Origin of the sequence: Acinetobacter larvae (assembly GCF_001704115.1) — a bacterium.
GTDB classification, from domain to species: Bacteria; Pseudomonadota; Gammaproteobacteria; order Pseudomonadales; family Moraxellaceae; genus Acinetobacter; species Acinetobacter larvae.
The window spans coordinates 1672154-1684853 of record NZ_CP016895.1 but is presented as its reverse complement, the minus strand read 5'-3'; the positions used below and the strand labels follow the sequence as shown (position 1 = coordinate 1684853).

The following is a 12700-nucleotide window of genomic DNA, read 5'->3' as shown; positions in this document are numbered from 1 at the left end:
GGGCAATAAAAAACCGCCTTTCGGCGGTCATCTTTTGTTCAGTTAATAGCATTTATTCCTTGGGTCATGTAATTTACGATTTATATCTTTCAAACCTGTATTCCATTCTTGCTTAGTTGTTTTCTCAAATAATGGCATATTATCTTTGACAGCAATTTCATATCTATCAAAGTTTTCAAGGACATAAGTTGCATAATTCTTAGCAGCTTTCCACATTAAACAATCTCGCTCAGCCTGCGTTTTGAACCTAGTCTCTGGGTTGACCTCTCTTCCATCTACATACTTATATATTCCATTACTATTTGATTTTGCTCTTATATAAATATTCAAAAGGTCATAATACCTACTTTCAAAAATCTTTTGACTTAAGGTAGCAAGGCTACTAGTTGAGCATAACACCCCTAAAACTAAAATTAAATATTTCATTGAAGTAATAACCCTTATCTTTTGATAATTATACTTCACAATCCCAGATCCTTAAATGTTTGCTCATCCATATCTCGAAGTTCACTTAACGTAAATTTTCGCCCAGTCAGTGGATCAATAAAACGATCAATTGGATAATCGCCTTTTTTGTATAGCTCGTATCTCTTTGGACCAAGCCAATTCTTTTGATACTCAACACTTTGACGATCAAACCATTGCTTATAGGTCGTATTTGCATCTGTTTGCCCAATCTTATCTGCACGTTCATCTTTAGGGATGTTCTTAACAGATCGATCATCAGCAACAAAAGGACGTACACCACTTAGATCTCCGTCAGCATCACAGCCGACTTGCACAGTCCGACAACGATAGTGATACGGCGGCTTTTGATGCCCCTCTCCAAGCTTTTGTACACGACCATCACGACTAGCGCATAACGGCGTAGTACGACCATCTAACGTTGCTACATCCTTGGTGTACTCAAAGCCTAGGGCTTTCCATGTATCAAGATAAACCTCTGAGCTTAAATGTGCCCGCGCCGTGCGAACTTCAGAATCAATCACTGTGCGAGTTTTATCGAGTAAACCATCTGAATAGTTTAATTTCTTGGTGCCTTTAATCCGCTGAATGATCTGCTGATTGGTTTGCCCATTACTAATCCCATCACGTATGGTTCGCTCAACCTTATCTCTTAAATCTTGAGCAACATCAGGGAACATATAAGACAATAACTTACCACCAACATACGGCACCTTATTCGCCTTTTTGAACTGCGACTCTCCTGTTATTGCTGGTGCTTTCTTGTTTGCCAGCTTGTAAATGTACGCCACTTCATAGGCAGCTAAACCTATCGCTGACTCAGTAAAAAGCTCAGGTAACGATTCACTGATCGATTGCTGCCATGCTTTTAAAGTGCCTTGCAACTCCTTTAATTGTGGTGTGGTGTAGCGTGCACCAGATAAAGCCACAAGTTCAGGTTCGCTCAATTCTTCAAGTTGATCGCGTAATATACGAAGCATCTGCAAAGATACTTGATCAAACTTTTGTAGCAACGCCATAACCGCTGTGGTTGACAATCTCTGCAAGTATGTATTGTGCTGCGTTAAAGCATCAATTAACGCTTGGTCAACCTGATTGCTCATCATCTACATCCTGAAATGGAATATATCCGCCGTTAGGTCTTGAAGCTATCTCTTGCTCAACCAACTCCAATTCTTCCTTGTAGTCTCGTTCAGGCATCTTGCCAGTCGCCAAGTACTCCCAGTAGGTTTGGAATGCGTTTCGACTCGCCAATGCGCCTTCGAGCAATTGCTTAGCAAGCTCAATGTCATAGGATTTATTTGAGAACTCAGGCTTAACTGTGAATACACAATCATCGGGATTTAGTCCAAGCCACTGAGCTGCGTATTTAAGTGCCTGCTCAATGGCTTCAGCTGCACAGGTCACAATGCTATGCAAACTCGCATGCTGATCATCCTGACGCGCACGGCGTGCCTCACCCGACTCTTGCGAGTTGGTATCGATAACCTTGGCACCCGCTTCTAATGCGGCATTCTTTTGAGCATCCATTTCGGCTTTGGTTTTATCAATACCCACGCCATTAATTTCGAGATACCCGCATGTCGAATCCTTGGGTAATAGCCAAGTCGCCATTGGACCAGTCACACTTAAGTCACCACCATCATCACCATTCATATTGCTAATCCATGGTTGAGGATGCGCCGTGTGGTGTAGTGACTGGAAGTAATCTGCTGACAATTGATAATACTTGATCGCAGCCTTAGCCATGGTTAATAGAGGAATCGTACCAACATCGGGCGAGTTATCCGTGGCACCCACAAATACAAACAAGGTGAAATTAAGTCTTTTATCACCAATCGACGGGGTTTTATCTTCAATTGTATCGCCGTCATAAAGCTGAACAACCAGCTCACCATTGACCAGTTTTAATACACGGCGTACTGTCCTGGTGTTATGACCAAACTCATCTTCACTATTGTTGTATTGCTCCTCGAGCACCACTAAGTTCAGATCACGGCGACCACCTACACTGTTTTCCTTCCAGTTTATAATTGATAGCGCATCGTATAGGGCAAAGTAAGGCTTGCCCTGATCATCAACATCAATATAAATCCCGCAACGCCCAGACCGAAGCACTTGATCCACCACCCGTATGAGCAGCTGCTTAAGTCCAAAGCCATCACTTGTGGCATTTTGCTCTAGGTGCGCCAGTAATGGGCTTTTGATCTGAATATCTGGTGTGAGCTTAGATACTAGACCAATCATTGTACGCAATGAGTCTTGTACCCATAATGGATACTGAGCACGCATCAAATACCCATCGTAAATACTGCGGTTTAAGATATCCTGGCGCTCAGCCTCTATCATTCCTGCGGATTTTGGCAGGTAGGTTGTAGTTGCCAATTTAATCGTATCTTCACCAGCTACAGAACTCGCATCCTGCATAATTTGCCAGCTTTTTTTAGTCGCAGCATACTGCGGATGTTGATCTGTAACTGCCATATAAATACCAATAAAAAAGCACCCAACTGGATGCGTTGTTTAAAACATGCCTCTGATACGGCGAACACTAACAACTCTCCGTATAATCGGAAAACGCTTAGCCAATGGATATCCACCAGCATCACCAACATGGTCCAAGCCAGCAGTCTTATCAGGCATACCAAACTTGTCATAAACTTGCTGTTCTAGCGTCTCAGTGAAACGTGGACATTTGTTTGTATTGACCTTGAGTGTCCGCTCTCCATCGCCGTTCAAAATCAAAGCATTCACGGCGTTAATACGATCTTTAATCGCAGGGTTTGTGCCATCAACTTCAACTCTAAAGCCATGCTCCCTTAAAATTGCATGATCTGACTCACTACTGTTTTTAGATGACTTGGCTTGACCTGCGGCATCGGGTATCACCGTAATTTCATGGAATGGGAAACGCTCATTAATCAGTTTAGCCATCGTTGGTGTGTCTCTCGCATCTACCAACTCATCAAGCGCCAATGGCTTACCTTCACGTATCACGTAAACCACTGCAGCCATCTTCAATACGTTAAAGTCCATACCAATGATCAACGGCTCTCTAGACTTAATTTCCTCGTCCGTATGGTTAAGTTTTCGATCAAAATCAGGATAAACGGCGCCACTGGTCAAGTTAACGAACTGACCCTTTAAATATGCCGAGATTAACTGCGGCGGATATGACTCAAATAACGATGAAATATAATCATCAGGTAGATTTTTAGCATTGTCATAAGTTGAGGCTTGTATCATGCCGTAGAGTGCACGTTTCTCAGATGTTGAGTTTGCTTCTTTTACGAATTGCTCATAAGTAAATTTAAAGCCCTCTGGTGTGGTTGCAACATCAATGCCATTGATTAGACCAGGATGATTCACACGCATACGCGCAATAATCTTACGCCATGCCTGTTGAGCCTTATCCTTATTCATGACATCTAATTCATCAATTAAAGAGTGACCAACCTTAAAACCTACGATCGTATGTGGCTTCTCCATTGATCGGCAAAGTATTTTGCTGCGCCATTGCCTACCATAATAAAGATCAACTTCTTTGTTTGACTCGTAGATCTTAGCCTTTAACCCCCAGTCAAATGCCACCTCTTCAATGGTTGGAAAGAAGATATCTCGAATCTGTGGATAGGTTGGAGCAAAATAACCCAAAGGTACTTTCGGGAACTCCCAAGACTTATCACATAGGCTTGAACACCCGACCCAAGTTTTACCGCTACCAAAACCAGCAACAAAGGCGCGAAACTTATTCGGAAGTTGTAGAAACCTCGCCTGAGGCACATTCAGCGTCGGGTTGATATTCGGCATTATCTTTACTCGCATCTACAACTTGAATCGTGACTTTGACTGGCGTTGGATCATCTGCGCCGTCCCCGTCACCTGTTTTAATTCGCTCAATTTCAAGCTGCTTTAACTGAATATCTAAAAGTTGAATCTCGTAACCCTGCATTTCATCTTTAACCTGCCTGATTAGCTTAGTTCTCAGAATCCGATTTACCTTAGGGTCGTTATATATCTTCTGTAGCTCAGTAAGGCGTACTGCTTTATTGGCTAAAGGGATATCAAAAACATTGGTTTTAAAATCATTTCTAGTTTTATGAAATAAGTCTTTTAACTTCTTGCTAAGATTCCGCCCTGCAACCTTGGTTGGATCATAAAGTGCGACCTGCTGACGTGTAATTTCAATCCCATATTCTTGCTTTACAGCCTCTACAACTTGTTGGGGTGTGTCGAAGCATGCAAGAGACTGAACTATAAAGATTTTTACAGGCTCTTTTAGTGCTGCCATAAACTCACCTTTGTATAGCTACGTATAGCAAGATAGGCAAAAAAAAGAGCCTTTCGGCTCAATTGATTACGCAGTTTCCGCAGCATTTTGCTATGTCTAAATCTGGTACAAACGGCGGATTCTGTGCGACCTCGACTAATCGTTTAACGCTTTCGCTTGCTCCCCATCGTTTGACCACACCGATAAATTCTTCGACATCATGACCAGCTAAGTAATGTTTAGGTAAGCCAGTATGATCGCTGTAAATAATTTCGCCGTCTTCGTCACGTTCAACACCAATATGATAAAGCTCATGATCGATCAAAGCACAGAAATCACGGTCTGAGGTTTGCTCACAGAATGAAGCATCAATGGTAATTAAATAAACCGGTACGGCGCCGAACCAGTCGCGCATCTGTTGTTCCTGTCGTGCTTTCTTCCATCCGCCCTGATTAAACATCACCTTTTCACATTGGCCTAACACCATGCGCTTTTTAGCCACGGCGGCAGATGATGCCCATGCAAAGGCTAAAAAGGTTTCGTCATCATGTAATAACTCAGCAACGTGGTCATGGTCAGGATTATGTAAAGCACCGCCAAGCGTTAAAAAGTTATCTACTACCCACTGTTTTAGATCGACGGCGGGTACCAAGCGTATAGCTTCTTCTTCCTCAGCCTGATCAATGAAGTCAGTTGGTGGGAATGGTCTGATTTGGTCCATTGCTCTACCCATAAAAAAACCACCCTAAGATGGTTTTTGTTAATCACTTATTCATGTCATTATTCAACTTAAGGTAATGACACACTAATAACCGAATGTAACTAAATCATGGTCCACACCATTAATCTTGACGATTACTTCTGGATTAACAGGGTCACGATTAAATCCAGTTATAGAATCAAGTACTTTAATCAGCTCAGCATCACTCACTCTCTCTTTATTATTATCATCCAACCACGCTAGAACCTCAGGTGAAGATAGGTATTGATGATAAGATACTTCTTGAGAGGTTTTCTGATTTCTCAACGTTAAATGTCTTGTATGCATAAAGCATCACCTTGAATCTCGAAAATGATTTTCCAAAATACACCAATTTATCAAACTATTTGTTATACGTTTGATCATTATATGTATGTATATTTTTGAGAATCATAACATATGGTGATCAATAATATGTTACCCAAGATTTAGCGAGTCATAAAAAATTTCGAACCAGATAAACAGATGCTCTATCCACTGAGCTATAGGCGCAAATTGCCTGTATCGACACGAACAGGCGGTCGTCATGAAACTTCACTAGAGTTGTCTAATTCGTTACGCACCTATGATGTGCTAGACAAGGAAATCTAATGCCACGAACTGAGGCTTACGACAATGTTAAAACTAAAAAAGTTCCAACAAAAAAGCTCGCATTTCTGCGAGCTTCTTAACTAGTGACTTACTTACACTTCGGTCACTATGCCATAAATATGCCATGTGCCTTGATCAAGGTCAAGCATTATGCAAATTTTTCCGCAAAACTCTCAACCTTCAAAATTTCACTATGTTTAGTAAACAGCTCTCTTAGTTGTAGCAGGTTGTCTTTGGTGAAAAGTTTATTTCCACCTTCGCAGAATTCTTTTAATAGCCTTAAATTTTGATCATAGTTCCGCATTTTTTTACTCAGGCTTTTAACTTGTTCTGTAGACATATGGTCTGGATTTTTGATTTCACGATGAATCCTCCAAAAGTAATCTCTTAAATTGTCAGCTTCATGCCATTTAGCAATTAAATCGTAGTTTTTTATCTCAGCAACTACTTTACGTCGAGTACTAGATATTCTCCTATGTCTCCCATTACTCATCAGCTTTTCAGCATCTATCTCATCCTGAGATTTAAACTCTTCTCGCTTAATCACCCCTAAAGCTGAAACCTCTCTGCCAATGATTTGCCGCATCCAGTAATCAAACGCGTCACCTTGGAATGCCTTCACCGCATTTTTTATTTCAACATAAGTTAATCGCCCAGATTTATTTATGACTAAATTATATGTAGCCTCTAATCTCTCTAAATTTTCGTACGTCTCCTTAATTAAGACATACTGTCGCACATTCTCCCTGAGATGCTTATACTGATTTTCTTTCTCATCAAACGTAATGCCAAAATATTTTTTACCACAGTTATGACCAAGAATAATCTCGCTACCATTTGACAAGACAGCTAGATATCCTTTTTGATGCTGAGTACCGCAGCTTGAAATACCACACTTCACCTTGTTCTTCAGCAAATAATATCCAGCCAAATCTTGAAGCTTAACCCCATCACTAACACTATCATCTAAAACTGCCTTTTCTATAAACCTTGGTCTAGATGTTATTTCTTCATATTTTGTAATTAACTTAATTGGCTTCTGATGATCTGTCATACTTAAAATTCACCTATTTTCTAACACGGCTATTAATATATGAATTGGGCTTTATAGATAATAAACAAGTAGTTAACTTAAATCTTTCCTCTAGTAAAGCGTATTTGAGGGTTTCTGTTGTGTAAAACAGCTAAGCCACACCGAATATCATATTTTGCATCCATAACCGTTCTATGATTGGTCTTCATTTCTGACCATGATCTTAATTTAAAGTATCTACAAATAATCGCATCCATCCACTCCAGCATAACTTCACTTTCTGTGTAATCTACTATATCTAAAACCAACCGCTGAACTGCTCGTGCTTCATCATCAGTAATTAAACACACAGCCCTTGATCCTCTCACGTTATCATTAAAGTTTTCGTCACATAAATAATATGCAATTATTTTACACCTATCTTTTTCAGATAACTTTAACTTAGCCTTGCGCATGGCTTGATAAATTGGGTTTTCACCACCACCACTGACAAATACTGAGTTTTGCCACAAGCCAAACTGTTTTAGCCAATCTTGTAAATCATACTTAGACCAATCAACCGCTTGCATAATCGTCACCGCCGCATTCATACCCATCACCTTAATACTTTTCACACTGCTCAATCTTTTTGCGAACTTTTTCGCGATTCGCTTCACCGCTTGCGATCTGCTTATAGACACCCTTTAAATGCCAAAGCATCCAAATCAAAAGGATTGGTGAAAATAAAAACCGCAAAAGTATCAGGAAGAATTTTGCAGTCGCTTCTAGATAATCTAGGGCGTCATACCACTGGTCCTTAAACCAACCTTTTAAAAACTGCTTCTGCCAGCGATACGCCAAATTCAATGCATCCTTATCCAAACTCACGCTTACACCATCCCCCAAATCAACATAGCCGCATCCCTCGTTTCCTGATTACTTCGACCAGTCCAGCCAGTAATCCGCTTAAAATCTTCAGCATTCTTTTTCGATCTAGTTGGTCTAACCAGCACTACTTTTAACCCCAAGCTTTCAGCCATATCAGCCAGATGCATGCCCGTTGCATGATTCAGCCCAACTCTACGAGCGATTTGCTCACCTACGCTTTTACGCTGTCCTACGGCGCCGTGATGATTGGCTTTCTTGTTCAACCAACCAGCCTCAATGACTACCTTTTTAATGTTTGCTTGCTCGCTGCTAAATAACTTAACAACCTCAGCAAATGTTAGATTTCTTAGCTCAAGTGATGGGCTAAGAATAGCCACACCACTTTTTGTTAAATCAGGATCAATGCCGATGATCATTCAATCACCAGTCCCAATAAGTGCGCGTTGAATAGCTTTCAATGTCATCTCGGGATTGTCTTTATTGAACCGAAAATGACTATCTACAAGCGATTTAGCGCTAGCATTACGCTGCCTATACATCCTTGATTGATCTCGATACATATTTCGCTCACGATCAATCTTCTCATTAAAAGCAAGCAGCTCATTGAATTCACTTTGTAGATCTTGATTAGTATTCATATTTATAAATACCCCACCGCATGATTAACTGACTCAGACCCATTAGCCACGGCGCACAGCACTAGATATGCAATAAGAGCGAGTGCAATGATGTTTTTATCTTTCATGTGATGCCTCTGCTTTATTTAACCGCTTAATAGCACTTTTAATCCTTGGACTTAATCTCTCCCATGTCCACTGCCTAATAACCGATGCTCTCATAGCACTTAAAGACCTAACCGCATTGAGCCTTCTTTCAAGCTCAGCAATTCGCGTATTTTTTTGATCAATCTCAGCCTGTCGGGATTGCCAAGCCGCTTTAAAATAATCCTTATATGTTGGCTGTTCACCCTCAATTGTTGCCAAAGCTTTAGGTAGTCTTTTTTCTTCACCTAATGCTTTAAAACCATCAATAAGCTCTTGTTTTTGCTTATCGAACTTTTTATTAAACTCAATGATTGACTTATCCATTCGATGCCTCCCGAATAACGTCAGGGACTAGCTCGACCAACTCATACGTTCCAAGAAATTCACCATTCCCTAAATTTCTACTTGCAATTGCATGCTCTGGAGAAACGGCTTCGACCTCATAAAACTCTATCTCACCCCGATCTCTATTCGAGTCATCTTCAACGATGTAAAATTTCACAGTTCTTTCAGATATAATTCTCACTGACAAGCCTCCACATCAGAGATTGCACTACTCACAACAAGAACATAAAACACATTAGGATTTGGAAGCCTCTCCTCAAGTTCGACCCTGTTCTTCGCCTTTTCTAGTCCACCGCATTCATCAACCAACTCATGCGACTCGACGAGGCGTTTTAGGTCATACACACATATCTCAGAGTTGTCATGGATAAAATACTTGTCACCAAGTAGCTCACAATCACCCACTATCTGCCTAACAGCATCCCACCCAAACTTCTTCACAAACTCATTCGCTTTCATTGGTCACTCCTAAACGGCGGTTAGCTGCGACTTCTTCGGCTGTGGCAGGTCTAAACCAGTGCTTTGAATAGCAGTAACTCCGCCCATGTTTACACTTCAAAAGAACTCTGCCGTCCGTCATGTAGCTAGAGAAAGTGAACACTCGATCATCACCATTGATTGCTACAACCAAATCCCCCACCTTAAAGTCAGTCTTAGTCATGCTGCTTCTCCCAAAACTCTTAACTTTTGTGCTTCTTTGAAATACAGATAGTCAGCTGCATTATTGAAAGCCGTCTCTACACGCATCAATGCATAGCTATGCACGCGCTCAAAGCCCGCTGGAACCTCTGTCAATAGGATTGCATCTAACTCGGCGCTAATGCCTCTCCAACGTGTTTTAAGACCATGACCACGATCGACTTTCACATCGCAACCAAATCGGAAGTCTTCAAAGCTCATAAGCGGCATCTGGAACTGCGCTGGAATTGTTAAAACTTCATCTTTTTCGATGCTGTAGTAGTGAGAATCAACACCTAGAAACCATTCTTGTTCTTGTGGAATTAAGAGGTTTTTAAGGCAAATAATTAGGTCGCCGTGATACACGCCATACACAACATGTTTTGGAGTTAATTCTTTATCTACCAAACCATTTGCTTCACGCCATTCATCTACACGACCATTGACCTCATCAATATTGAATGTCATTTCAAGTACATGCTTTTGGGCTGATTGAGCGCGATATGCATTAGCCAATTTATTCGGATTGTATTTCTTATTACGTTTCTTCATGATTTAGCTCCACAACGCACACAAGCCCCAGTTTTAGTGTTGTGCAGACAAATACCGTGTTCATCACACCAGTACGAAAAAGTTTTACGCTTATGGTTCCTAGCCAATGCAGCCAATTCACTTTTAGACTTATCAAAGCAAGGACTGCGGAAAGTTACATAGTGACTGCGTGGCAATACATCAACCTTCCCACCCTTCGCCAAAAACTTTTCAACTTCCGCCGCCAATGCAGCGCTTTCTAATTGCTTTTGATGGATCATGCTGTAGTCCTCAAGTTGAGTTGAACACCAAAACTACGCGCCTCAATTTCCAATTCAGAAAGCATGTCATCTAGACCAAATTGATTTAATCGCATGGCTAAACGACGGATAAAATTTTCCATTTCTTCGCTGATCGCATCTTTGCAATCACATACCTCACATTCATGCGATTCACATTCTGAGCATTCAAACTCATAGCCAGCGTCCACTAACTCATCAGCAATTGCATTCAAGTCGGAGTGTTTTGCGGTCCATACAAAATCTAGAACATCATTTAGAGATATTTTCACGCCACTTCCCCCATCTTATTCAAGCTACCCACGGCGCCCGTAATCTCCTCTTGTGCCTGCTTAAAGGCATCACCAAAGCCAAGACCACTAGCCATAAGCTCAGTAGTACGAGCTGAAATTTTTTGCTGTTCTGGTGTTTGATTCTTTAAAAGACCCTTTGGTTTATCTGCTGTGATGACAGGTGTTGACTTACCCTCAACCGCTTTAGGTTTTGCCCATACATCTTGCGCAATGCCTTGCTCAACAAGTTCTCTAACCACGTCGACGTAATTATCTTTAAATGCTTCATATGCGTAGTACTGGGCGCGATTTACATCTTTTGCCCACTGAATATCTGCAAACATGTTGTAACAGCGGTCATAAGCCTGTTTCTCAGCGTTGGTTATCTCTGTGCGACCCTTTGAGCTAAGCCAGTTGAGAATGTTCGCCAAAGCCCCACGCTTCCCCTTAAACGAATCTACGGCACGTTGTTGCTCAGAACCGAACCCAGTAATACCCAAACACCACTTGCGGAACATTGCTGGATCTGGGCAAAAACCGTTATCACGGACCACGGCGATACCTGCTTGAATCTGCTCGTAACTCAAGCCATCGATACAAACTTTGAACGCCGTCGCAATATGGACCTCTTTCATCCCCTCAAAAGTTTTTTCAAACGATCTTGGAGTGATTGCCTTCACGATTTCAGCAACGTCGATCACCGACAACTGGCGACCATTTGGGGTGGTTAAATTAGCCATTGGTCACCACCTTGATTTCGAAGTTGCTCAAAGCCTTCCATACGACTGTGTGATGATTGTTGTTGAGCAAGCTGTGGTTTTGGTTGGAATACACCCTGATAATTTCCAATGATTGAGTTTTCGAGGGATTGATTGGCTAGGTCTCCAAAATCAACAAGTTTCCTCAAAATCAAATTCACTGCGTTTTCAGTAAGAGGTTTTTTGTTTTCAGAACGCATGTCAGCAAACTGGTTCCACAAATCACGATTCACGTTCACTGGAAGATCAATTGACTTGGCATCAAAAGAATTTTTGCTTACAGGTTTTTTAGGTTGAGTAACGTCATCACTTTTTTTATTTATTTTTTTAATCTTTGTAGAGTGTTTATTGATAGTGATAGTTTGTGTGTAAAAATTTTTTACTAGCAGAGGTAAAATATTTTTACTAGCGTAGTTAAATTTTTTTACTAGCAATGGTAAAGATTTTTTACTAGTAGATTCCTGATTTTCATCTAGTAAAATATTTTTACTAGGGAAATTAACGACCAAACCGATGCTTGTTTCATCACCAAGTTTGTAGGTATTTCCGTGGAACGTGCTTTTTAATTCCACGACTAAACCAACCTTAATGAGCTCACGAAGACACTTGATCACTGTTGGTCGTGACTTGCCTGTGATTTCCTCAAATTGAGTCAAGGAGATTGCATCGTATTCTTTGTTCCAGCCGCGTGTTTTGCGGCAAATAACGAGGTACATTTTGCATGCAGCATCGGAGATCTTATCTAAAACCTCGTCAACAAATGCATTCGGCACTTGAAATGCGTTAGGTGTGAAAGAACTCATGCTGTAAGTACTCCATCTAAAGAAACGCTGAGACGGCGCCGTGCTGTAATTTCGGCCGTGGTCGCATGGCGGATATGGCTTACATGAACTAACTGACCACCTGCAAGCCAGTAATGATCATCTGGCTGGTAGGCTTCAATTGTTTGAAGAGAGGACAAGCCAGTAATCCCATCCTCATAAACAACTACATCACCAACAATGTAATCTGTCGCCGTGTCATTGCTTGCTACGGCTGGTTTTGATATATTTGATTTCATATTCTTT

Annotated in this window: 20 protein-coding genes; all 20 read right to left on the bottom strand. The window is 41.1% G+C overall.

Annotated features, from left to right (window positions below; translation table 11 throughout):
* Positions 1–42: 42 nt before the first annotated feature.
* Positions 43–465, bottom strand: a complete 423-nt coding sequence (locus BFG52_RS07495; RefSeq protein WP_081408650.1) for a hypothetical protein — start codon at positions 463–465, stop codon at positions 43–45.
* Positions 462–1571 carry a phage minor head protein gene (locus BFG52_RS07490; RefSeq protein WP_081408649.1) on the bottom strand — a complete coding sequence of 370 codons (1110 nt, stop codon included), beginning with the start codon at positions 1569–1571 and terminating at the stop codon, positions 462–464. Before BFG52_RS07490 ends, BFG52_RS07495 begins: the two co-directional genes overlap by 4 nt.
* On the bottom strand, positions 1552–2949 hold the full coding sequence (locus tag BFG52_RS07485; RefSeq protein WP_067554181.1) for a DUF4055 domain-containing protein: 1398 nt from the start codon (positions 2947–2949) through the stop codon (positions 1552–1554). The genes BFG52_RS07490 and BFG52_RS07485 overlap by 20 nt, the downstream gene beginning before the upstream one ends.
* Positions 2950–2988: 39 nt before the next feature.
* Positions 2989–4275, bottom strand: a complete 1287-nt coding sequence (locus BFG52_RS07480) for a terminase large subunit domain-containing protein (protein WP_067554178.1) — start codon at positions 4273–4275, stop codon at positions 2989–2991.
* Positions 4214–4756 (bottom strand): DUF2280 domain-containing protein, encoded by a 543-nt coding sequence (locus BFG52_RS07475; RefSeq protein ID WP_067554176.1) that lies wholly within the window; start codon positions 4754–4756, stop codon positions 4214–4216. The genes BFG52_RS07480 and BFG52_RS07475 overlap by 62 nt, the downstream gene beginning before the upstream one ends.
* A 58-nt stretch (positions 4757–4814) precedes the next feature.
* Positions 4815–5456 carry a putative metallopeptidase gene (locus BFG52_RS07470; RefSeq protein WP_067554173.1) on the bottom strand — a complete coding sequence of 214 codons (642 nt, stop codon included), beginning with the start codon at positions 5454–5456 and terminating at the stop codon, positions 4815–4817.
* A gap of 84 nt (positions 5457–5540) precedes the next feature.
* Positions 5541–5783 (bottom strand): hypothetical protein, encoded by a 243-nt coding sequence (locus BFG52_RS07465; protein WP_067554171.1) that lies wholly within the window; start codon positions 5781–5783, stop codon positions 5541–5543.
* A gap of 451 nt (positions 5784–6234) precedes the next feature.
* Positions 6235–7140, bottom strand: coding sequence for a hypothetical protein (locus tag BFG52_RS07460; RefSeq protein WP_067554168.1), 906 nt, complete (start codon positions 7138–7140; stop codon positions 6235–6237).
* A 77-nt stretch (positions 7141–7217) separates the two neighbouring features.
* On the bottom strand, positions 7218–7709 hold the full coding sequence (locus tag BFG52_RS07455) for a hypothetical protein (protein WP_067559305.1): 492 nt from the start codon (positions 7707–7709) through the stop codon (positions 7218–7220).
* A gap of 10 nt (positions 7710–7719) precedes the next feature.
* Positions 7720–7986 (bottom strand): hypothetical protein, encoded by a 267-nt coding sequence (locus BFG52_RS07450; RefSeq protein WP_228703815.1) that lies wholly within the window; start codon positions 7984–7986, stop codon positions 7720–7722.
* Positions 7987–7988: 2 nt separating this feature from the next.
* A complete protein-coding gene (locus BFG52_RS07445) occupies positions 7989–8402 on the bottom strand; it encodes a hypothetical protein (protein WP_067554165.1) in 414 nt (137 codons plus the stop codon).
* Complete coding sequence (locus BFG52_RS07440; protein WP_067554162.1) at positions 8403–8624, bottom strand: hypothetical protein; 222 nt, start codon at positions 8622–8624, stop codon at positions 8403–8405.
* Between the two features lie 96 nt (positions 8625–8720).
* On the bottom strand, positions 8721–9074 hold the full coding sequence (locus BFG52_RS17270) for a hypothetical protein (protein WP_228703814.1): 354 nt from the start codon (positions 9072–9074) through the stop codon (positions 8721–8723).
* Between the two features lie 198 nt (positions 9075–9272).
* Positions 9273–9554, bottom strand: coding sequence for a hypothetical protein (locus tag BFG52_RS07425; RefSeq protein ID WP_067554156.1), 282 nt, complete (start codon positions 9552–9554; stop codon positions 9273–9275).
* A 198-nt stretch (positions 9555–9752) separates the two neighbouring features.
* A complete protein-coding gene (locus BFG52_RS07415; RefSeq protein WP_067554152.1) occupies positions 9753–10325 on the bottom strand; it encodes a hypothetical protein in 573 nt (190 codons plus the stop codon).
* Complete coding sequence (locus BFG52_RS07410; RefSeq protein WP_067554149.1) at positions 10322–10585, bottom strand: hypothetical protein; 264 nt, start codon at positions 10583–10585, stop codon at positions 10322–10324. Before BFG52_RS07410 ends, BFG52_RS07415 begins: the two co-directional genes overlap by 4 nt.
* Complete coding sequence (locus tag BFG52_RS07405) at positions 10582–10875, bottom strand: hypothetical protein (protein ID WP_067554146.1); 294 nt, start codon at positions 10873–10875, stop codon at positions 10582–10584. Before BFG52_RS07405 ends, BFG52_RS07410 begins: the two co-directional genes overlap by 4 nt.
* Positions 10872–11615 (bottom strand): hypothetical protein, encoded by a 744-nt coding sequence (locus BFG52_RS07400; protein ID WP_067554143.1) that lies wholly within the window; start codon positions 11613–11615, stop codon positions 10872–10874. The genes BFG52_RS07405 and BFG52_RS07400 overlap by 4 nt, the downstream gene beginning before the upstream one ends.
* The gene (locus BFG52_RS07395; RefSeq protein WP_067559296.1) at positions 11603–12436 is read right to left on the bottom strand and encodes a replication protein; all 834 of its coding nucleotides are present in this window, start codon (positions 12434–12436) and stop codon (positions 11603–11605) included. The genes BFG52_RS07400 and BFG52_RS07395 overlap by 13 nt, the downstream gene beginning before the upstream one ends.
* A complete protein-coding gene (locus tag BFG52_RS07390; RefSeq protein ID WP_067554140.1) occupies positions 12433–12693 on the bottom strand; it encodes a hypothetical protein in 261 nt (86 codons plus the stop codon). The genes BFG52_RS07395 and BFG52_RS07390 overlap by 4 nt, the downstream gene beginning before the upstream one ends.
* Positions 12694–12700: the final 7 nt, after the last annotated feature.

What these genes read in the sequence shown, in the direction of transcription:
- BFG52_RS07470 (WP_067554173.1), bottom strand. Translation starts at nt 5,456, where the DNA reads ATGGACCAAATCAGACCATTCCCACCAACTGACTTCATTGATCAGGCT.
- BFG52_RS07460 (WP_067554168.1), bottom strand. Translation starts at nt 7,140, where the DNA reads ATGACAGATCATCAGAAGCCAATTAAGTTAATTACAAAATATGAAGAA.
- BFG52_RS07440 (WP_067554162.1), bottom strand. Translation starts at nt 8,624, where the DNA reads ATGAATACTAATCAAGATCTACAAAGTGAATTCAATGAGCTGCTTGCT.
- BFG52_RS07480 (WP_067554178.1), bottom strand. Translation starts at nt 4,275, where the DNA reads ATGCCGAATATCAACCCGACGCTGAATGTGCCTCAGGCGAGGTTTCTA.
- BFG52_RS07415 (WP_067554152.1), bottom strand. Translation starts at nt 10,325, where the DNA reads ATGAAGAAACGTAATAAGAAATACAATCCGAATAAATTGGCTAATGCA.
- BFG52_RS07425 (WP_067554156.1), bottom strand. Translation starts at nt 9,554, where the DNA reads ATGAAAGCGAATGAGTTTGTGAAGAAGTTTGGGTGGGATGCTGTTAGG.
- BFG52_RS07395 (WP_067559296.1), bottom strand. Translation starts at nt 12,436, where the DNA reads ATGAGTTCTTTCACACCTAACGCATTTCAAGTGCCGAATGCATTTGTT.
- BFG52_RS07485 (WP_067554181.1), bottom strand. Translation starts at nt 2,949, where the DNA reads ATGGCAGTTACAGATCAACATCCGCAGTATGCTGCGACTAAAAAAAGC.
- BFG52_RS17270 (WP_228703814.1), bottom strand. Translation starts at nt 9,074, where the DNA reads ATGGATAAGTCAATCATTGAGTTTAATAAAAAGTTCGATAAGCAAAAA.
- BFG52_RS07475 (WP_067554176.1), bottom strand. Translation starts at nt 4,756, where the DNA reads ATGGCAGCACTAAAAGAGCCTGTAAAAATCTTTATAGTTCAGTCTCTT.
- BFG52_RS07410 (WP_067554149.1), bottom strand. Translation starts at nt 10,585, where the DNA reads ATGATCCATCAAAAGCAATTAGAAAGCGCTGCATTGGCGGCGGAAGTT.
- BFG52_RS07465 (WP_067554171.1), bottom strand. Translation starts at nt 5,783, where the DNA reads ATGCATACAAGACATTTAACGTTGAGAAATCAGAAAACCTCTCAAGAA.
- BFG52_RS07390 (WP_067554140.1), bottom strand. Translation starts at nt 12,693, where the DNA reads ATGAAATCAAATATATCAAAACCAGCCGTAGCAAGCAATGACACGGCG.
- BFG52_RS07455 (WP_067559305.1), bottom strand. Translation starts at nt 7,709, where the DNA reads ATGAATGCGGCGGTGACGATTATGCAAGCGGTTGATTGGTCTAAGTAT.
- BFG52_RS07445 (WP_067554165.1), bottom strand. Translation starts at nt 8,402, where the DNA reads ATGATCATCGGCATTGATCCTGATTTAACAAAAAGTGGTGTGGCTATT.
- BFG52_RS07400 (WP_067554143.1), bottom strand. Translation starts at nt 11,615, where the DNA reads ATGGCTAATTTAACCACCCCAAATGGTCGCCAGTTGTCGGTGATCGAC.
- BFG52_RS07490 (WP_081408649.1), bottom strand. Translation starts at nt 1,571, where the DNA reads ATGATGAGCAATCAGGTTGACCAAGCGTTAATTGATGCTTTAACGCAG.